Origin of the sequence: Nocardia sp. NPDC050412, assembly GCF_044458825.1 — a bacterium.
GTDB lineage: Bacteria > Actinomycetota > Actinomycetes > Mycobacteriales > Mycobacteriaceae > Nocardia.
On the sequence record NZ_JBITIJ010000026.1, the window covers coordinates 51,167 to 74,389 of the forward strand.

Sequence of the window (23,223 nt, forward strand, 5' to 3'; positions counted from 1 at the left end):
GCCGGTTGACCCACCATCACCTGGTCGACCAGCTGCTCGAGCTGGTCCTGCACATCGTCGGCGTTGTCGCCGCTCCGGTACTCGATCGATGCCCGGCCTACCCTCGAATCCGGAGTAGCTTGGCGCGCCGGCCGTGAGACGGGGGTGGGGTCCGGGGTGTTGGACTCCGTTGTGTCCATATCGACGGCGTGGGACCAGGGAATCCCGGCGTACGACATGTCCTCCCGCATACCCTGGTCCGGTAGCTCACGGTGGAACACCACATATGTCATATGGGGAATCCGAACGCCACCGTGGGTTTGGGTCAGGATGTGGGTGTTGTTGTGGAAACGTTCCCCGTCATAGTCGCGGCCGATGCCTTCAAGGCCGAAGTAGCCGAACTCGCCGTGCCCGCTCGGCGTGGCGCCGAACGACTCGGGCTGCGGATCGTCGACGCTGCTCGGTATGACCTTCGTAAACGTTGGGCTGCCAACACACGCCGTTGTCCTGCCACGCTCTGACGGGGCGACAACGATATCGACATCGCCGAACTCGCGAATGGTCGGGAGGTCGCCCTCCAGAACCCAGGGGCGCCGACCCGAGCGGATGCGACCGTAGACCGGCCGCAATTCTGCAGGCAGATCGTTCCCATGCCCGAACAACTCCTGTTCGAGCAGCGCTCTGGCTGCCAGCGGTACCTGCGCCAGCCGACCCCTTGCGGCAACTTCGAACAGCGTTTTGAATCTGCCATCGGCGAGAATCTTGCGAAAAGTCGAGTACGTGACCCGAATGACGATCTCGCCGCGGAATGCCTGCCGCAACTCCTCGGTCATCAGCTCATCGAGCTGTTCTGGCGTGATGCCCAATTCCGCTGCGAGTGCTGCCGCACGGCGCGCATTTCCTACATAACGCTCGGCATAGGCACGTTCGGCGTCGTCGGTGATGACGCGCTCCACCTCGGCTCGAAGTTCCTGCGCGTGCGGATCGCCGGCAGCCTCCGCATCGAGAATTCGCGCGAACAATTCCACCGCTGCATCGCTCGGCCGACCGGGAAACTCCGGAAGCTGGCTTGCGGCGGATGCTTCCTCGGTGATCGCCGACGGTGAATTCGCATCGGCCTCCTGCCGTGTGCGCGCTGGTTGCGCCGGGGTTTCGGCGGATGCGCCATCCGATTGGGGCGCGGCGCGCCCGGCACCCCATACCTCGTTGGGCGGTGCCATGAATGAGAGGAAGCCCTCAACCGGCGTCCCATTCTTCGTGGCGGGAATCGCTTCTGGGTGGCCACCATCATTTCGGGGCGCGCGACCTGGTTTGGTACTGAAAGGATCGCCGGTACCTCGGTACTCCTTCGGTGGTGCCGACGATTGTTGTGCTGCCGATGCGGGTGTCCCGGGCACGGGCTCGTGTGCGGGAACCTTTATCAACGCGATGGTGATGTTGTCGTCGGCTCCGGCGGCCAGGGCACGTTCTCGAAGTGCGTGCGACGCCGCGAGCAGGTTCCCGTTGGATTGGGTCAGGGCTTGTTGGACGATTTCGGTGAGTTTCTCGGGCGATGCTTCACCCGTAATCGCCTCCAATGCGCCGTCGGAAAACAGGCCCACAACACCGTCACCGACCAGGTCATCGATGACCGTCGCATGTGATTCGCCGTCCTTCGAGCCCTTACCGAGGTAACGCTCGAGTCCGGTGTACATCGACGATCTTTTTGCCTGCTCTTCGGTCCAGCCATCGAACGCGCTCCGAATCTGCGCGATATTCGTATCGTCCGATGTCAGCCACTTGGACGGGCTGTTGTCCAGGGCGAGCCACGCCGCCCGGCTGTCCCCCTTCCAGTCCACAATGACTTTCCGGCCCACCACCATTGCGCCGACAATCGTGCAGGCGGGCGGTTTTTCGACACCGGCGTATTCGGGCAGGTTCGCCAGATCGCGCACTGCCTTGTCGGCGGCCGCCGTCGCCTGCTGGACGATCGCCAATGGATCCCATGGCTGGCCGGGTTCGAGCGCGGCCAATGCGGCCATCGCGTGATCATGAAAAGCGTCGGCCGCGACCCGCGCCGCGTGATCGCCGCGGGGCCGCTTCGATATGCCGTCATCCACCACCGCGAGGTACACGGGTTGCCCGTCGGGGCCGGTCGCCACCGCAACCCTGAACGCATCCTCATTGGTGGTATGCCCGCCGTTTTCCGGCCCCACGCCGATATCGCTCACCGCGGCAACCGGACCCAGATTCAGCTCGACCCGAGGTTGCGGCAGCGGCCAAGCACCCACCTCTTGTTCCGATTGCGGCGCAGCACTGCCATCGTGTGGCGGTGCCTGTTCTTCTCCGCGGAGTTCGTGTACTGCCTGCTCGAGCAAGTCACGGAACGGCGTGCCGAGCGCAAGATGCTTGAACGCGAGTTTTCGCATAGCGAGCGGGTGACCGTAATCTGTCAGCCTCGCCGTACGTTCAGCGATAGCGACGAGCAGATCGCGGACTATTCGTGCCGCAGCTTGCAACGGTTGCAGATCAGGCGCGTGAGCCGCGGCCACGGCAAACGCCTGATCCATTCTTTGCGCTATGTCCAATGCGAGGTCGGGCTGCAGGGTTCGGGCCAGGAAATATTCGGCCGCCGTTGCAATAACGGGCAGCAGGGATGCCGCACTTGCGGCGACGTTCTGGCTCGATCCGGTTTGCGCACGGTCGAATTCCGCCAATGCCGTTTGCAATGACCGGAAGGCTTGGTCGATATCGGCATCGAATCCATCGACCGATCTGGCCAGCAGATATCTATCGATGAAGTCTGCCCAATCCGTAGGATCGGCCCTTTGCGCATCGAGGTGTCTGCCGAGTCCGAATGCTTTCTTGGTCGCTTCCTCGGTGTCTTCGCGATGTGCGAGCGCCGGTCGGACATTCTCTGAAAGTGAAGATTCTTCGGCCCAGGGTACAGACTGTATGGTCTTCTCCATAAGCTCGACCATGTGCCCGAGGTGCGAGGGAACACTGTCCAGAAAATTCAGCTCATTGTCTGGAGCGGGAAAGAGTTCAGGTACCAGCGGCGCGCCGAGGGGAAATGCACCAGTGAGGTTGAACAGTGCGTTCGCGGCGGCATATAGCGCCCGCGCCTCCGGCAGGCGAGCCGCGACGTCGCGGGCGACCGCGAACAGCGTCGGGTAGTCGGGGATGTTGCCGGAATGGGTCTTCGTTTTGAATCGGCGGAGTTGCTCCCACAACACGACATTGAGCAACCTCCCCGCGCCGACCGCGGTTCGGACCGACGGTGACTCGCCGCGGCGGAACGCATCGAGAATGGCTGCGATTTCGGTTGTTGTATCGGCGAGCAGTCGCTGTGCGTCATCGTCGGAAAGTGTTGCGGCCCAGTTGTGCAACTCCTGGTCGGTGGAATTGAGCGGGTCCGGTGTGTCCACACCGGCGGGGGCTGCTTCGGTGCTTGCCCCGTGCGTCGTAGCCGCGGCCCCTACCTCTGTTCCCGCGGTTGACTGGGCAGCCGCTGCACCGTCCCGTCTGCTCGAGTTCAACGCGTTCGCGACCGCGCGAACCCGGTCGGCGGCCGCCCGATAGCGCTCGACCGCTGCAAGTGCCCGCGCCGCCGCCTGCCGCTCGGTTTCGGCGTGGAAGTAATGCACCAGCAGGCGAAGCCGTTGCGGGGGAAGGGCTTCCGGATGGTCGATGGCATTGCGCAATTCGTTGAGCAGCCCGACGTTCCGGCGTAGTTTCCGTAAGAGCTCGAACTCTTCGGGTGCTGCGGTGCGCGGATCCACCACCGTGGCTCGACGTTGGGCCTCGGCATTCGTGCATGCCGACTCCAACTCGCCGGAATCCACTGTTGCCAGCAAACTCCGGACGTCGATATTCGCCGGGACACCTGTTTGCGGCGTCTCCAACGCGGCCGCGACCTGGTCGACCCGGTCGGCCGCGGCCGCCAAGCGATCGGCCGCCTCCTGCCTGCGTCGCGGATCGCGGATATCGTGTCCGCCGAGCTGGTTTGCCTCAGCCAACGCCGCTTGCCGCTCGGCCTCCGCATGGAACAAGTGCGCCAGCAACCGCAGCCGTTCCGGGGCAACCGCCTCCGGATGCTCCATCGCATCGGTCAGCTCTCCGAGCCGATCGATCGTCCGGCTCAGCTGCTGGAAGCGCTCCAGATCTTCACCCGCTGCCGCGTGTGAATCCACCACTGCGGCATGACGTTCCGCTACGGCAGCTTCACGTACCGACGCCAGCTGTGCGCTATCGACAGTCGCCAACAGATCCGCGACCACAGGGCGATTCGATTCGGAACCGCGGCCCACGCCCGGGTCATCTGTTGGGCCGGTGATCGGATTCTGGGGATGTGTTCGGGGGACATCATCCGAGACGGGGTCGTGTAGGGCGGACAGGACGCCGTTCTCGGACTTGAAGTAGGCGACGAATGCCCTGTCGACGCGCGGGTAGGGCGGGCTCCATTCGTCGTAGTGGCGAATTTGTGGACTGGCGAGTGAATCGGATATGACGACTTCGCCGTTGACATTGGTGATGACGTAGCCGTGAGACCTGTTACCGCGTTCGACGACGACTGTGGCGGTGTCCACGCCGCCGCGTTTGTTCCGGACGATGTCGACGACCGATGCCAGGGGGTCGTCGATCTCTGACTGCTCGGTGTTCGGCTCGGTCGCGGTGGTGGGGAATACCACGAGCTGTGCGGCAATGGCGGCTTCCAGGTCGGGCCAAAGGTTTTCGCCTTCACCGGGCACCCATGCACTGTCGTGGCCCAGGTACCACAGTGCTCTGACCAGCTGGACTATGCAGTCCTGCCGAACCGGGGCCGTCGCGCCGGCCCGCGCCTTCGTCGCTGTCGACGGACCGGATAACACCTCGCCCGCTGCTTCGGGAACGCTGGATGGACGGCGGAATACCACCTGGACGTCGTCGTATTCCCCGACGGGACCATCCATCTCGACGATCGTCTCGGTGAAACCGTGGTGCGCGGCCATCTTTCCGGTCCACGTACCCAATGCGGCCTCATTCGGCGAAAGCCGTTGCCGAATGCGGCGATTGAACGAATCGAGGTTGTCGGTCAGCTCGGTGCCGGCCCGCCACACAGCACGGATTTGAGTCACGTCGTCGCCGACAGCGTTCCACAGTTCCTCGAACATCGTCCGCCCGCGCGGAGTGCGCTGGGACGCGTGGACAACGAATGTGAGCGTGCCGTCGGCGGCCACTTGGCCGTTGATGCCCTCGTCGGGGTGCATCGCATCGCCTTCGGCGTTTCTCGGTGTTTCCAGGCCGTACCTGTTGGCGTACCGCGCCAATGGTGCGACCGAGACAGCCGTACGGATCCGGTCCAGCGTGTGGGTGTACCAGTCCTGCGCGCCGATTGTCTCGAGCTGTGGGCGCAACGCGATGAACTGCTGCTCGAAGGCCTCCACCTGCGATCGCACCATGCCGCCACCGAGGAACCTGACGCGGCCACGCCTGCTGAACCGGAAGTGACGAGCCAGCGGACCGAGCACCGCACGCACACCCGCTGGGGCGATGAGTGGGCGCGCAGGGGAATCGGATGGATCATGTGATTGCTCGTCGCGATCGCTATCGGACGCCGTTTCGGTATCCGTCGTGGAGCGCGTGCTCAGTGGTGTCGACTGCGTATCCGTCGGTCCGCCAGAATCAGCGGAAGTCGTTGTGGGCGAGTTACTTTCGGATGCGGCCGAGTGCGGAGTGTTATCGGTGACTCCAGGGTCGGCTTCGGTGCTGATTGCGAGGTCGACGCCTTGGTTGTGTGCCGCGAGAATGGCTTCGGTGAGTGCGGCGGCATTGAGCTTGCCGCGGATATGGCGCATATGGGTGCGGACTGTCGGCTCCGCGATGTGAAGTGCCTGTGCTACTTCCCGGTAAGTCAGACCAGCTGCAACGAGGCGTAATACATCGGCCTCACGACCGGTCAGCGGCTGGTGTCCCGCTTGGCGCTCGGCTGGCGCCGTCGAACCAGCATCGGGGCGAGACGGGATTGCGGGATCGAGCGGAAACCGTGTGTTCAACCAGTCCAGGACGGTGCGAAGTAGCTCGTGCGCCGTATTTTCGGTCGGGTCGGCCGAATGGGGCGCCGTTTCCTGCGCACTCACGCGCTGGCCGCGCTGGAAAGCTTGCTCATACGGCGTCGGCTCGGAAATGCCCAACCGTGCCGACAGCGGTTGCGCGAGTTTTGACCGCGCTTCCGCCGATACCTTCGCGACCCTTCGTTCGGTCATACCAGTCGCGGCGGCTGCTTCGGGCACGCTTGCCCCCGCCGCGAACAGCAACCGGGCGACCGGAAGTTCCTCGTGATCGAGAATGCCCTCGCGATGAGCCCACTCGATGCACCATTGCAGAACTTCGGGTTCGTCGGCGCGCGCGGTTTCGATGAGCATGTCCGTCTGCGCAGCGGTGAGCGCCGGTTCGTCGGCGCGCTGCACAGCCATCGGGGCGGACGCGGCTGCCAGGGCAGGCGGGCGATACAGGCCGCGCCGGAAGCCGATGCGTTTCGCCATCCGGCGAACCGCCCCCTGCGCCAAATGCCTGACGGTGGACTCGTCGTCGTAGCCCAACGCCGACGCCACGGCGGCAGGTGACAATCCGCGCTCGTAGAGACCGACCACGACCCGCTGCTGCACAAGCGTGAGCCGACCGAGTGCCTCCCACAACTCCTCGGGGCTCGCCTCCGCCAAAGCCCTGCTCAATATCGCCTCGCGCTGTTCATGCGCGGCGGAAATCGTAGCGACCAGTCGGACGGCGGCTTGGGTTGCTGTGCTCCGGACCATCGGAGTAGCCGGAGCACCCTGGCGGAGCATGCGCAGCGCCTTTCGCTGCTGGGGGCTGAGTTCGAGGATCGCATCATCGAACTGTTCCGAGGACGCCTCGGCGAGGATTTGCTCCGGATCGGGCTGTTGCGCGCCCGCTCTCAGCGCCGCACACAGCGCGGTTCGGAGTTTGTCGATTTCGGTTTCGGTACTTGTCGGTGGTTCCGAACGGCGGAGCAGGCCAGCATCCACGGCCGCCGCTGCCATAACCTCTCGCCGCCCGGTTCCGAGTTTGCGACCGATATTGAGCAGGTGCTCTTGCACCGTCCCGTAGGCCAATTCGAGGATTTGCGCGATTTCCCAGTTTGTTTTGCCGACCGCGACCAGCTCGAGGATCTCGATCTGGCGTGGTGTCAATGCCCTACGGCGAACAATGGCCGGCGTGACGGTGTCGGGTGTATCCGGCCGTGTCTGATCCGGTGCCATGCTCGAATCCGGCTCATCATTCGGACGAGCGGCGCTTTGCGCCTGGGAGGAAATTCGCACATCGGGCTGAACAGATGGCGTGCCGTCTGGATGTGGCGCAGTGCTATCGCGTTCGGTGGCGGAACCGTCGATGACCTCGATGCGGTACCCATCGACGACCCGGCCGGATTCGTCTTCGATCCGAATGGCTTCCAAGGCGGCGCGGACCGTCGGATGCACGCCGTTCATGAAATGCCACTTGATCTGTGGCGGAAGGCCGTCCACCCAATACTCGGGATTCCGATACGCGATGTGGAGTTGCTTGCGCGCCTGCGCCTCTAGTCTGGTCTGCCTTCGAAGCTGCATGGCCAGGTGGTAGTTCTTCGCCTCGTGCCACGTTCGGCCTTCGTCGGTCGAGACATCCACCTCACTATCCAGCCGACCGCGATCTGGATTTTCGAGGTGGACGAGGGTACCCAGCGCATGGATCCCATCGAGTTGTTCGGCTAACCCGATCTCCCCCTTGATTCCCCCAAGCATGGCGGGGTCGCTGTTCATGATCTCCCGTGTCATGCGCGGCGTGATCGGTACTCCGGCTGCGATCCAGGCCTCGACGGCGTGGGAAAGCTGTTCGACTTCGGCGAGTAGTGCGACGAAACCTGTTGGCCAGCGTGCAGCATCTGCTTCCGGCATGTTCAATACCCGCGCCAGGACCGCAAGCCGTCGCGGCGCTAGCTCCTCCAATTCGGCTCGCAAGCCACGCAACTGATCCTGGAGTTCACCGAGCCGCGCCTCGGATAGAGGCTGGTGATTACGCCGGTAGATCTCGGCCAGTAGGTCCGCGACACTAGTGTCGGTTCGCTCAGCCCTTCTTCGAGTCTTATCGAACCACTGGTACGTCAGGGTTACGGCGGTATCCGTAATGAGCGCGCGCGCCGCCTGCGTTTGCAGGAACGTATCGGCTGACGTCTGGGCCAGTACGGACGCGACATGTTCTGGGAAGTGGGCTACCGAGCCAGCCTGCTTTTTCACGTGGTGATCGCGGTATATGGACTTGGTGGCTGTCTCTAGGTACCCGTTGTAGACATTGAGAATGGCAAGCTTCGCCTGATCGGTGACTGTGGTATCACGGCTGACGCTCGCGATGTGGGAAACCATCGTCACCAAGGCGGTCGGCAACTGACTGGTGTCATGAGCGAGTTCCTGCGCAGTGATGTGGTGGGCGATAGGCGGCGCAGCGTGAGTGGTCTCCCGCCCAGGCGACGATGCGAGATCCCGCAGTGCTCGCAAGAGCATGATGTCGTTTACCCACTGGGCAGTCTGTTCCGCGGCAATATGGTCCTGTTTCTGGCCGCTCCCGGGGATCTTCCGACGCTGCCGCTCAAAGCGTCCGCGGATGGCTTGCTTGACCTGTTCCGCCGTTGCCGGATCGACGCCGGTTTCATCGACTCGGGTCAGAATGTCTTGGAGTTCATATGTTTCGGAGGCGGCATGCGGTTCTGCCGCGGTCTCCTCGCCCTCGCTATCGCCCGGTCGGCCGGTGATCTTGCGGCTCGGGTGCTCATGGGCCTCATGGTCGTCGTGTGGGGCGTCGACGGCGGTGAGGCTGCCGTTTTCGGATTTCAGATAGGTGACAAAGGCTTCGCTGATGTGTGTGTAGGACTGCCGCCACCGGTCGTAGGTTTGTACGCGAGGGATGCGGATTTCCGAATCCTCGTCATCCGCGTGCTCGATATTGGTGTCGAAAACAATGAGTTCGCCATTGACGGCGGTGATCAGGTAGCCGTGGGCTTCGACACCGTCATCGACGACGATGACTGCGGTATCGACGCCGTTGCTGTTGTTCGTGATGGCGTCGGCGACCGCCGCGAGCGCGGCATTGGCGGATTCCGAGGGGACCGGCTGTGCCGTCGTTGGTGGCCAGATCTTCTCGAGTTGAGCCAGGATGCCGGCTTCCAATGCGCGCCAGTTGTCTTCGGCGTGCCACTTGTCGTCATTGGCGTCGGGTTCAGGCTCATCGTCGTCGGCCAAACGCAGTGCGCGCATGACGCGAACCACTTGGATGACACAGTCCTCGACACGATCCGATTCTTCGGGTGCGGGCTGCCAGTAACCGAGCTGTGCGGCTGCCGTAAGTACCCGCTGTCCTCGATCGGAATCGGCCGCGATCTTGCCACTCAACACGCGGCTGACCGCGGCCCGCTCAACGCCGGCAAGCTGTCCGATCTCGACGTGAGTGGGTTGCGGATCGAACTTTCCAGGAAGGAAGCCCCCACTCTCGCTGAACGTTGGAGGGTGGAAACGCTCTGCAACAAACGCTGGATCGATAGCAATGCGGAGGCGGTACGGCACGGGAAATCCCAGCCATCGCGCGGCGACGAGGACCCGTTGTTCCTCCTCGGTGTACAACGCCTTCTTTCGCGCCAGGACCCGGTTGACGGTGCGTCGGCTCACCCCAGCCAGCTGCGCTACATCCAGGGGCGTGGGTTGCTGGTCCAGCTCCCACCCGCCGAGCACCTGGTAGATTTCGGCCAACCGGCCAGCCTTCGGTGAGTTCGCCGTGTGATCCGTTTGTTGCATCTTGGCGCGCACTTGTGCCTGGTCCATCGTCCTGGGTTCGAGTCCGAGCAACTCGCCCAATTCGGCACGCAGGGTATGGAGTTGTACGAACGCGATTTCGCGTGCTCGCGGGTACCAGAAGCCCAGCCGGTCGGCAGCTTCCAGGACCTTGCGCCCTTTTTCGGAATCCGCCGCGATTTCCCCGGTGAATACGGCGCTCACCGTTTTGCTGCCGACACCGGCTGCGCGGCCGACCTGAGCCAGCGTGGGCTGCGGCTGGAAGCTTCCCGGTACGAAAGCGCCGTCGGTCAACTGGGGTGGAGTAAATCGCTCTTGCGCGAAAATTGGATCAATAACTCGGTCGAACCCGGCTGGTATCGGCCAACCAAGCCACTGCGCCGCGACGAGCACCCGCTGCTCTTCTTCGGTAAACGCGGGCCTACCACGCTTTGCGTACTCCCCGTACACATGGGAGACGGTTCCCTCGTCGACACCGGCCAGCCGTGCCACATCGACGCCTTTGGGGCGGCACTGCGATTCCGCCTCGCTCAGCCCGAGGAACAACTCGCTCAACTCGACCAGGCGAAGCATCGTCGGTGCCTCTGTTACCGCACTCGCCAATCGCAACTCGGCCAATGGATCGTCTGCCAGAGGCCGCGGATCCGGTGCGGGCCGGTCGAACATGAGGAGTCGTCCCAGCTCACGATTCAGCTGGCTGCGGAGGCGATCCGGCCGATCGTCGGCTTCGATTTGTGGATCAAGCTCGAGTCGCCGCCCGATCCACCGTAAGACCTCTGTTAGTCGCCCCGTCTCGAAGACCCGCTGCCAGCCTGTTTCGGTCAGGCGCTCGAGGAAGGCCTGGACCGTTTGGAGCGCCCGCCGCATCGAATCCTGGTTCAGGAGAGCGGGATTGATTCCCAATACCCTGGCCAACTCGAGGCGCAGCGTTTGGACCTGCACGACATCAAATGACCCATCGGGACGTGGAGCCTGTGCTTCAGTCGGGGTCTGTGCCGGTAACACTTCGCTGGATGTTGCGGTGGCTTCGCGGAGTATCCGCGCCGCCGCTGGAATCCCGAAGACATGGCGATCGTCGCGGTTGTCGTTTTCCACGTACTCGACCAGAACGGCGGCGTCATAGGTCTTCAGGTAATTCTCGATTGCGGTGAGCAACTCGGCGATCGCGGGCGAATCCACCAGGTCGGCGAATCGCCGCAGTTCGGCCGCTGCGGAATCGCTGGTTTCGCCAACGGTCGGATGCAGCTGCGAAACACCGAGCAGTCCCGTGAGTTCGTGTTCCAACTCGTCGGCCCGCTGATCCAACAATTGTCTTGCGTCAGCGGCTGCCTGCTTGCCCCCGATTGCTGCCACCGCTTCGGTCTGGATGGCCCGGTCCAGTTGGAGCCACTGTGCCATCCATGCGATCAGGCCCGGTATTGCATCCGCTTGGAGGGCCGCCGCCCGTTGATCGGCGCTCATACCGATCAGCTGCAGCGCCAGGTTATCGACCGCCGCCCGTACCGGTCCGTGGTGCAGCGCATCTGGCGCTACCCCGAGTAGCCCGGCCAGCGCCGCCCGCGCCATATCATGGCCGGCACGCAGCCGCTCGACGGTGCTGGAGCCGGGCATCAAATCGTGCGGATCCAAACCCAGCCGTGCTGCGACGGTAAGGCGCGTGGAAGGAATCGGTGCAGCGTCTTCCGATCGACCGCGCCGCAACTCGGCCACCACCCGACGCGCCGCGGAAGCCCTGAGCCAGTCGGTTTCTCGTTCGCTGCGATGTCCCATTGCGTGGGCTATTTCACGACGGCGCAATCCCCCGAAATACACCAATTCGCAGTACACACGTTCGTCGTGCGGGAGCCTTGCGATGGCGCGCAGCAGAGGTTCGAGCCCATCTCCCAATTCCGCGGCGACCGATGCGGGTACCCGAGCAGCTACCGCCGCGGCGAGCTCCAGGTATCGTGTCGAGCTCGGGAGTGGCAGCTCCTCCATGCCGACTTCGAATACCGGCCCTCGGTTCAACCAGTTCGCCAAGCCAAATGAGGTATCGAGGCGCATGGAGTCGACCGCAGCGCGCATGACGCCGAGCTCTGTACAAATCTCAGCAGGTGACATGCCTTGCAGGTAGCTCAGCTCAGCATACTGTCGAGCATTTTCCGAACGTATAGCGGCTATGGCCTCCAACAGCTTCGCCACGTCGCCGTTCATCGCCTCGCGCAGCACGTCCGGTACCCGGGCTGCCACGGCTTTTTGCAGCTCGGTGTATTCGGGAGAGCCCGGGAGTGGGAGTTCGTCTTCGCCGACGCGGAATACGGGCCCTCGGGTCAACCGGTCGGTGAGGGCGCCCGGCACGTAATTCACCTGCATCGCCCGTTTGACCCCGGTGACCTGCCATATTTCGGTCGGGGTCAGGCCCTGCAGGTAGGCCAGCTCGGCATATTGCCGATGGATTTCAGGGAGGGTGGCGATGGCTTCGAGTAGTTTCGCGAGGTCGCCGTGCATCGCCTCGCGTAATGCTGCGGGCATCCGCGATGTTACCGCTTCGGTCAGTTCGACGCGTTGCGGTGAGCCAGGCGGTGGAAGCTCATCGACTCCGATTCGGAATACCGGCCCCCGCGTCGACGCTTGCACCAGCACGCCGGTGACGCGATCTTTCAATTCATGGAACGTGCTGTCGCCCATGCCGAGTATTCGTCGGACCTCAGCTGCGGTCAACCCGGAGAGGTAATGCATTTCGACGAGATTCCGGTGCCGTTCGTCGCGCAGCTCAGCGATGTGTCGCACCAGCTTCTCGAGGTCTCCGCCCACCGCATTCCACAGCTTCTCGGGAACACGAGCCGCAACGGCTGTTCGTAGTTCGGCGAACTCCCGTGAGCCGGTCGGTGGGAGCGCATATGCGGCCGAGGCATCCTGCGCTGTCTCGTCCGAGTCGGGTTCGCTGGTGTGTGAAGGCTCCAGCGCTGCCAAGCGATCGATGGCACCGCGCTCCAAGGCAGCCAGCAAGTCCGACGTCATATTCCTGAGTGGGTGGACCGAGGCGGCCGTGGCTCGATCGAATCCGAGGAAGAAGCGGCGTTCCAGCCAAAGGCCTTGTCCGGGTGCCAATTCTGCGACTCGTTGCTCGAACTCGCGATGGTCCATCGAGGCGATTGCCCGGTATGTCGGGTCGGAATCGTGTTTTCCGGTGCGACGCAACGCTTCCAGGACTCCCTCGCGAATCCGCTGTAGCCGCTTGCGGTGCACCGAATCCTGCGCGAGGTCACGCAACCACCCTCGGATATCCCCGTCTTCCGGTGCGTGACCGCTCGCTACGTCGCGGAAGGTATCGCGGATGATCTCCTGAGCCAACCGCGCCAATGGCGGGGCCGGTGGGCGTCCGGGCAGCGGCGGGGCACCCAGCATGACGAAGACGAGCCGGACGACTTCCTGCCCGTGCTGATCCCAAAGTTGTTGGGCGGAGGGAGCTTCCGGGGAAATCTGCTCCGATGGTGTGCTCGCAGTTTGGGCTTCGGTCGGGGCCGCTGCCGGTAGACTCGTTGGTCCGGTCTCGGTGAGCGGTGGCGCGGCTGGACTCTTCGGTGCGCCATGATCCGGGTCGTCTGATGTGTCACCGTCGCTGGCTGCGGTGTCCGGCATCCGGACCTCGAACCAAACGGTCTTGCCGCCGGCGCGTTCCAGGTCGACACCCCAGGCCGAGGCCAGCTCTTCGAGCAATCCGATGCCACGGCCGTGGGTTCCGGCGGTCAGTAAGCCCGCTTCCCATTGGTCCAGTTCGTCACCCGAAAAGTCTTGATCGGTGAGGGAATCGAAATCGCTTTCCTGCTGGCGCTCCGGCAACCCCCGGCTTACATCACTGATCTCGAACCGGAACACATCGCCGAACCGGAAGGCACGCACCTGCGCCCCGCCCTCGTGAGCGTAACGATCGACGTTCGATACCAACTCGGATAGCAGCATGAGCAGGTCGTAGCGCTCTTGATCGTCTGGCCAACCGGCCTCAGCCAGGAATTCCTCCGCCGCGTGGCGTGCCGCTCGGGCACCCGGCGCCACAGAACCTTGGGCGAAGCTCAGTTTCATCTCGGGTTCACGCATGACCCGTGACGGATCTGCGCGCCTGGGCACCTCGAAGAGCCTGAACCACACCTTCTTTCGGCGGTCACGTGGCACGGTCCAGCCCCACGTCCCGGCCTTCGCGTCCAGCAACTCCACAGCACGCCAGCCGGAACGGGTGTCATCGGCACGTACGGGCAGGTCCCGACTGTCATCGGCGACCTCGATCTCCACCCACCGATTACCCGGTTGCCCGAGTATCGAGCCGGAAATGCGCGGGCTACCACCCTCATTGGCCCGAGCCTGCACTGCCAGCTCCCACGCGATGCCAATTGCCGCGTCGAGGTGTTCCGCTACCGGCCAGGTGGCCATCAACTCGTGGATGGGCTCGACAGCGGCCGCTATCTCCGCCAGCCCCAGCGATTGTGTCGCGGCATCGATTAGGTGTTCGAGTTCAGGTGGTGCGGTGTCGCGCCTGCTGATCTTCCGGAGTTCATGGAGTGGGTCGCTGCTGGACGGGTTTGTCCATTCGGTACTCGGCTGCCGCAGTCCGAGAAGTCCGGCGAGTTCGTCGGTCAGCTCGCGCGCCTGACTGTGCCACTCGTCGGGCGTCATCGTGGCTGGCAGCCCAGCCGCCAGCTTCTGTGCGTCGGCTTCGTGTGCGAGCTTGCGCACGAACCAGTTCGGAAGTGCGGCGAGGCCGGGAAGTGTTGCGAGGCGGCGGCGTTGTGCGGCGTTCATGGAACGCAACTCCGCGTCGATCTGATCGAGTACCTGCACGACCGCAGCCCGCGGTGCCTGCTGGAGTGCTGCGCTCAGATCCGCCGGTGGACCGGTGATCTTGTTCGGGTGTGGTTCGTTTTCGTGGTCAGCGTTGGGTTGTTTCACCGCGGTGAGTACGCCGCCGTCGTTTTTCAGTTCAGCGACATAGAGGGTGCTTATGCGTTGATAACTGGGTTCCCACTTGTTTTCGCCGTTTTCGTCGCCGTAGTAGCTTCGTACGCGCGGGCCGTCGCCCTCGATGAGGGTGTCGAAGACGATGAGTTCGTCCCCGACTTTGGTGATGATGAAGCCGTGGGCGTTCTCGCCGTCGTCGACGACGATGACGGTGGTATCCGGTCCCTGCCCGCTGCGCATTCTTTCGGCGATGGCGGCGATCGGGTCGGTCCCATCCGCAGGTTTCGGCTCGACCGTGAGCTGGGCGAGGATGCCCGCTTCGAGGGCGCGCCAGTTGTCATCGGCGAACCAGGCGGGATCGTTTTCGTCGGGCTCGGGTGCCTCGTCGTGGCCGAGCGCCCGCACTGTGCGGGCGACTCGAATGGCGCAGTCAAGGACATACCGACGAGCGTTCTGGACACTCGAACCCGATGCGGCCGAGCCGGTTTCGCTAGCAAATACCGCCGCGACGCGGGCGTATGGTCCTGCTGGGTGATACCAGTACCCGGCTGCGGCGGCCGCTTCGCCCACTTGGCGTGTTCGGGTGCTGTTCCTATTTCCGAGCAGCGCCTGACCGATCTCCTGCGGGGATGCGCCGACTCGCCGTGCCACCTCTATCAGCGGTGGCTGTGTTCGGAAATGACCCGGTATGAACGCGCCGTCGTCGAACCGCGGTGGAACGAAACGCTGTTCGGCGAAGGTCGGGTCGATGATGTCCGCGAACCTGTCGAGGCGGCCGAGCGAGCGGGCAGCGATCAGGACACGCTGCTCGGGCTCGGAATATGTCGGCTCGTCATTTGCGAATACTGCCCTGACGTACTCTTCGCTTACCCCCGCCAACTCGGCAATGTCCGCTTCAGTGGGCTCTTTGGCCAACTCGGCGGTGGTGAGCCACAGATACCACTCGGCAACAAGTCCGATCTCTGGTGCATCGGTCTGTTCCGCGATCTGCTCCGCCTGCTCGCGAGCCACCTCATTCGGCGCGACTTCCAAAGCTTGGGCCAGCTGCGCGCGGATCGCTGCGACCTGCACGGCATCGCGTTCCGGGGGAACTACTTCGACGTCGAAACGCTCGACGAAGTTCGTAATCGCCTCGATGAGCAGACCGATCTCGGATGAGTCCGTTGTCTGCGCCACCCGACGTAAAACCGCGAGTCGATCGCCACCGGGAAGAGAGCCCAGTCGTTCGTATTTCGACAGGCCGAGGAGCTGCGTCAGTCGGTCGTCCAGTGCCTGGTTCTCGTCGATCAAGGCTTGCTGGACGGCCGGGTCTGAGCTCAATAGCTCCACCGCGTCGACGAACGCCGTCTCGGTGCGGTGATGGAGATCGAGTCGTAACCCGATCCACTGCATTATCGGGGCTGCCGCCGCGCCGACAGCCGCCGCTACATCCTTACCCGCGATCCGCTGCTGAATAATGTTCAGCGCTTGCCACAGTGCGCCAGGGCGGACGAGATCCGGTTCCACGCCGAGCATTTCGGCCAGTGCGGCACGTGCGGCCCGTGCTGCGGTCAGCCGTGCGCGGAGTTTTTGCAGGGTCGCGGAGTTCGGGGTGCCCTCCGCATTCGATGACGATGGTGCCGGCGTCGTCGCAGGGCTTTGCGGATGAGTGTCGCCACCATGTGCGGCGAACTCCACCCGCAGTCTTTCGTTGATCTCTCGCGCCAGGTGCTGTGCGTCGTCCAGCGAAATCCCGAGTTGCTCAGCGACTTCCCGTAGCGGGGTACCCCGCATGAAGTGGCCGAGCGCGAGCGGCTCTGCCAGATCCCAGCGGGGATGCCCCTTCAGCGCGGCTCGCACTCTTTTCGCGAGCTTCGGATCGATAGGCGTCGATCCGCGTCCGGACGGCCGACCGTCGATCTCGGCAAGTGCGTTCCGGACATCCGCAGGATCCAGGTCGAGCGCAGCGGCGATTTCGGCGTAGTCGCCCGCGGGCCGGTTTTCGTTGAGACACAAATTCAGGTATGTGTTGACTTTGATCAGCACATTGCGCCACTCCACGTCCGTGGTCCGGAATCTGCCCTCGAAGTAAGTCCGGCGCATGGCGTAGCCGGCGGATGACAGTGCTGCTCGGGCAAAGTTGCCGGGCGGCACGAAACCGTCGGTTGCCTTCATAATTGCCTCGACGGCGATGTCCACGCGATCGTCGAAATCCTGGCCGGGGATCTTCCAGCGGCTCGCCACTACCTCGGCAACCCAAATGTACCTTTCCACAAGTTGGCGGCGGATTTGCTTCTCTTCTGCGGAACCCGGTTGTGTTGCAATCAATTTTTCGAGCAGTTCGGTATCCATCGGGTCCGCGTCCGCCGCATCGGTCCGCGGGTAGAAATTGTGCAATACCTCCATAAGTGTTTCGTTGGGGATGCCGAGGGCATCGCGAATTTCGCGTAGTACAACGATCCTTGGCTTTCCACCCAACTCGAACCGCTGAATCTCGCTCGACGATTGCCCGACCAGCGCACCGAAAGCAGGTTGGGTCATCCTGAGATGGAATCTCAGCGCCCGCAGCCATTCGTGCACGAAATCGAATTCCGCCGGTGACGGAATCGTTTCTCCGGTCGGGTCCATCCGGTACCAGAACCCCCACGGCTCTGCCAGATCGTTCCAAGGGCCCGGGGGCTCGAGTCCATTTTCCCGCGTGTACTCAGTGATGCGGTCGTAGGCCCGCAACATGATTAGTTCGGTTGGTACGCCCCCTCTGTCCTCGTGAAACGGTACCGACATCTCATCGATTCCGAAGATCTGCGCGGTTTCCCTCTTTCCGAGATCGTTGTTCAGACGTCGGAAGTAACGCAGATATTCACCGAAGGATTCGGCGGTGCCGAAAGCTGGAAAGGTGACTTCTGGAATCACGAGCTGCGTAAAGCACTCGGCCAACTCCGCGTACGCCACACGATACCGAGACGGCAGGGCTGCGCTCAGGGCCAGAATTGTATCTTCGCCCGGTGAATTGGTTCCGGTCTCCCATGTCGATAGGGCACTGCGTGACACGCTTATTCGAGCCGCCAGCTTGACTTGTGAGAGACCAGCTTCCTGCCGTCTCGAGCGCAGGTATTCCCCCAGGCGGCGATATCCCTCCGGATAGGCGGCGCGACCGTTCGGTGTCAGCAATTCTGCCCGTAGCCGTGCGACGTCCATGTAGGCTTCGCGGGCACCCGGTATTCGCCGTAGCAACGACCGCAAGTGGGCCGTATCGAGCTCGGCGTCGCCTTGTTCCGCTGCCCGCCAGGTGCCAGCAGGCGCGCCAATCAGTTCGTCCATCTCTTCCGAGGGGACTACGAGATAACGGCGGACTTCGGTCAGCCAAGCGGTCATGCCGCCGGCGCTTGGACGCGGGAACTGCGCATCGGGCACAACAGGTTCAGTGGCTACGATTGCCGCTCGTGCCAGCCAGCGGTTCACCTGCGTGGTTTCCAGCCGGTGCATGGCAATGTACTGGTCGAGACTCTGCACCGGTAGCCCGGATCGATCCGCCGACCGTGCCCGATACCATGTCACGAATCGTTCTTCGGCCACCGATGTCGGAGTTTGCGGATCAGCTGGTTCGTCGCTGCGTTCGTCGAATTCGAAACCGCGTTCGTCGATATCGCCGGTGAGTTCCGAATTCCGCAGGGTTGCGGTGCCTGGTGCATCGGCATCGCGTGCGGCGGACTGGGATTTCCGGGTTGCGTCGAGCGGTGTTTCGCCCTCGAGTTGCCGGGCCGCCGTGTCGGTTGTCGTACGCAGCTGCGCCGACATTTCCGAAGCGGCGTCCCACTGCGCCTCCATCTCGCCCGCGAGCATGTCTTCGAACGGATCACGAGGTTGAGCTGTCGTGCCGGTGACTGTGAGCATCAGCAGGGTTAGTCGTGCGACTTCCGCATTCAGCCGTTGGACCTCTCGATCGGCTCGAGTGAGGTTTTCGGATGCGGTGGTGTCGGTGTCCGATGCGCGGGTCGCCGAAACCCGATCGTGCTCGACTCGCAACCGCTCGCGGATCACGCGCATGCGCTCCCGCTCGATAACCGTGCGCTCGCGTGCCTCGCGCAACTGCGGCAACGACTGTCCAGCGCCGGATGTGTCGACCACGCCGCGGCGCTGCAGAACTCGATCGAGGTGCGTGACGACTTCATCGATGCGTGCCAGCGCAGTGGCTGTGCCCGTCGCACTGGCCACGGCGGTTACCGGAAGATCGGACGGGCTCAGCACGGTGCATTCGACGTGGCCCGCATTGTCGACCTGCACATATCGATATTCGACCTCGATTCCGGCCTGCGAGAGTGCATTCAACGTTTCCGAGGCGAGGAAGTGCTCGGGATCGGCGAACGGCGACATGATCGTGAGTCGGTTGTGGTCGAGCCGGGCCCAACGTCCGATCCGTCGCCCGCTCGCCTGCTCCAGCCATCGCAGCGCCACGTCGGCCGCCGCTTGTATCCGGAGCGTCTGCCGGTCCTCGGCGAACATTTCCAACTGGCGGAGCAATCGGTCCTGCCGCATCTCCTGGGCAGGAGTCAATTGATCCGGATCCGGATTCCTGGCGAACTCGCTCTGCAGGTGCGTGCGGGATATGAACGCTTCCTCGTTGACCTCATTGATATGCGAAGCCCAATCCGGTCGGTCCGCCATGGGCTCCGCCGTCATGACCGGATGCCACGGCTGTGCCGCCGCCGCTTGCTCGCCCGGCTCGTCCGCGGCGCGTAGCGGTGCGGTTTCCTCGGCCGGATTGCTGGACTGCCACAACCGGTCCTGCCGTTGTGCACGCGCGGTCCGCACCGATTCGGGTAGCTCCTCGACCAGTATTCGGCCCGACAGATCTACCCGCACCCGGCGGGTGACCACCGGGATTCCCAGCTGTTCGATCGCGGCCCGGGCTGCTTCGGAGAGTGGAGAATCCTGACCGTCTCGGGCGAACATTTCCACTCGGAGGCTCTCGATGAGCAATCCGGTCGCCCCGACCGGGTGCCCGATTCCGGCGGCGACCACTTCCTGGACGGCCAAGTCCTCCGCTCGTGAACGGGCACCGGTCAATTCGGCGGCGATTTCCGCGTACTGCGGAGCAGCTGAATCGATGGTTTCGCGCAGTACCGCCAATTGCATGACGCGGGCGTAGGTGTGGTCGCCGAGGCGAGACTGCGCGTCTACCACCCGATCACGGAGCGCGTTCAGATCCAGATCCGCAGGGGCGGTATCGTCCTCCGTCCATTCGGTGGCGCCCAGCACCTCGGCGAGACCAGCTGCGGCAGCCAGGGCATCGCGTACTCGACGCAGGAGCTCCGATCGTTGCCAGGCTGCATCACTCATCCGCTGAATCTGTTTCGCCAGTTCGCCGGTGGGCACATGGTCGAATTCGGAGTATGCGCTTTCGCCCGCGGGGCCGCCGTCGCCGAGCAGGCCGCCTCGCTGACGATCTATCAGACCGGCGAGCACATCCATCGGATAGCTCTGGCCCGCAGCGACTTTCATCTGACGCATGCGCTGCTTGAAGTTCGCCTGCGCGGCTGGTGTTCTGTTTCGCCACGCTCGACCCAGTGCTACCGCTGGACCGTTCGGCTTGATACTCGGGCGGGAGCCGGACATAGCCGGAATCGGTCCGCGATCGCTTGCCCGTGCCATTGCCACGGCATTCCGGCGCTCGGCATCCGCCCAAACCTCGGCCACCGTACGGCCGGTTAACAACGCCTGCAGCGCGTAAGCCGGATGCGTGAAATCGACCGGTATGTCCTCGTCTGCGTCCTCCTGGAAGGCACTCTTGAACTCATCGCTCACCTTGGGTGCGGCGAGTCCGATAGCGATATGCGCCTCGGCCAATGCTTCCGCTGGCCGGAAAACTGGCTGATCGCCCAGACTGGGTTCGGCGATACCCGACCAGTGCTCTGCCACTATCCGGCGCATAGCGGCGTCATCGTGCTGTTGTTGCCATGCCTCGAACAGCGTCGCGAGCTTTACCTTTCCATTTACCCTCTGGACGCCGACGGTATTCAGCCAATCGTCGAATGCCTCTTGGTTTTCGAATCCGTTCAACCACGCATAGAAGGCCGGGTACATGAAGTCTTCGTCGCGGAGGACCTGGCGATGTCGGCTGTAGCCGTTGAGCTGGTCCAGCCAGTGGTCGAAGCGCGTATCCGGGCGTAGAGCCTTCGCCTTCAGGAGTCCCCGGAAATGGTTGTACAGGAAACCAAACGCCCTCGCCTGCGCTGATGTGCGCCAGATATCGCGATCAGCGGCTTTGGCGCGAGGATCACGCAGATGGGCCAGCTCGTGGCGGACTGTGTCGTATACACCATCGTCGGTCGCGGATATCAGATTGTCGTTCTGCCGAATTTCTGCGATGTTCGCGGCATTGTTCAATCTATTTTCGTTGAGAAACACGACACGGCATCGGAAGCTACGCGACATCGGTCCCGCCATGGCAATGCTCTTGTGCCTGAGTGGAACCACCGCCAGCACTTCTATGCCAATATTCGGTTCTTCGCGGAATTCGTCGACGACAGCGTTCCGCACCGACATCGCGGTCTCGACGGAAAGCTTCTCGAGGCCAAGTACCTCAATGCCGTAGGAGTCGAGCAATTCGCACGCGATTGCCTGCTTGATACTGCGCTCGGACTCCGACTCGGGATTCGCAGCGGTGGGTTGGGAATTCGCCGCCGCAGATGCGGTCTCGTCAACGTCGATCTCGTGGTCGGAATCTGATGCCATCACCTGCATGCCGACGAGGATGACCGGCTGGTCGGAGCCGACCGCCCGGGCAGGATTGCCGGAGCCAGGCTTTCCGGCGCGGTCGTCGGCGGTGACCACGGGCCGCGGCGGAGTGGCTGATTGCCGAGCGGCGCTCGGGGAAGCATTCGGTATCCACTGGCCGCGACCCGATTTCGCCGTGGGCCCCGCGCCGGGCTTGCTCTTGGCTGGGCTGGTCCCCGCCGAGGGGGCCTTCGAAGCCGGGACCTGACCGTCCACAAGACTGAGCATTTGGTCGGTCGGTACGGCGGCATTTGCGGATAGGTCGTCGTTGCGTTCCGCAGTCGTAGTTGGACGCGCAGGGATCGAGCCGGTGACGGCACCTGTGCTGGGTGCAGCGGCGGAATCCTGGGATTGCGCCGCTGGTGCAGGGTTGTCGGATGCGCCCACCGAGACGGTCGGGAACTGTGTCTGCACCGCGGCGGTCATACTGTGTACTGCGGCGAGCTGGGCCGGGCTGAGCTCGTGGCCGCTCTGCAGCGCGTGGTGTGCTTCGGTGAAGTACCCGACTTCGGCGTCCGTCAAGTGAATGAGGCTGTCCAGCAGCGCGTTTCGCAGCTTTTCGCCCAGCCAGTTGCCGAGTTGGCCCGGTTGGGGAGTTTGCCATCCGTCGAGTTGCGCGGCGTGGTATCCGGCGGCGTTGATCGCGTGCGCCAGCTGCTGCACGGGTTCGGGTGGCGTGCCGTGCGTCCCGTCCCAGCCCAGCACGGTGAGCACATGCTGGTACGTCGCTGTCCCGAATCGCCGCTGCAATATGTGTGCCGCGGCCGGATCACCGCTCTGTGCCTGCTGCAGGACCTCGGCTGTATCGGCCAGCAACGGCCTGCCGGACTTGCTGATTTTGTCGTCGAGCAGCGACTCTTGCCCTGCTGTGGCAGCGTTGAGTGTGCCACTGGACAATTCCTGTGGCATTTGATTGATGAAGTGTCTTCGGTTCGGGTCCTCTGACTGGGTTGTCGGGGGCGCGTGTGCCGACGGGCCGGGGGTATGGCTGCCGCCGCGAGCCAGTTGGTGTTGCGCGCCCGCCAGCTCTTGCAGCGGCGTGGCCAAGTCACGCAGATTCTTCTCGGCTTTGGTGAGCCGCGCCTGCGTCTCGGCGGTCGGCGCCGCCTGATGTTCGGCGGCGGCTTGGTGGTACTCGTTGACGTACTTGACAACGACCTGCTTGACCATCGGGTTGTTAGTGGGGGCGTAGAGGCCGTCGGTGGGTGCGGTGTAGTACTGGACACTGCCCGGTTCGCCGTTGCGGGCGGCGCGATTCTCGGCCTGGATATCGATATCGCGAGACAGTGCGGACCGGCCGGTGACCGCGACATGCAGGCCGCCGAGGTCGCGGGCTGCCCCGCTGATCGGGATGTCGACACCGCGGGCGCCCTGCATATTGATGATCAGGACCTTGCCCTCTTGACCCGCCGCATCGAAGATCAGCTGCAGATTGTCCTCGGCGCTGGTGCCGTGCTCGAGGAACCACTTGGCGTCCACCGCGATGAATTCCACGTCGGGGTGATCGGTCTTCATGACGTTCGCCAGCGCTCCGACGAGGTCATTGCGATCACACAGAATCAGCTGTGGGCGCCCGGTTTTCTGCATCTCCTGGGTATCGGCGGCAACCTGCTTCAGCTTGGCTGTCTCATCCGCCGAGATCGTGTCCTGCCTGACCTCCAGCTTGGAGTCGGTGAAGCGGTCGATCTTGACGACATCACCCATGCCGAACCGGCTTTTGAGGGTGCCCGCGGACCCTTCGGCGGTGCCCGACGCACCGGTT

General features: G+C 63.5%; 1 protein-coding gene (running past both ends of the window). It reads right to left on the bottom strand.

The whole window is internal to a LuxR C-terminal-related transcriptional regulator gene (locus ACIBI6_RS39540) on the bottom strand: the coding sequence, 57,741 nt in all, runs 30,124 nt past the left edge and 4,394 nt past the right edge, and what appears here is coding positions 4,395–27,617, spanning codon 1,465 (partial) through codon 9,206 (partial); reading right to left, the first codon wholly in view occupies window positions 23,220–23,222. The start codon and the stop codon both lie outside this window.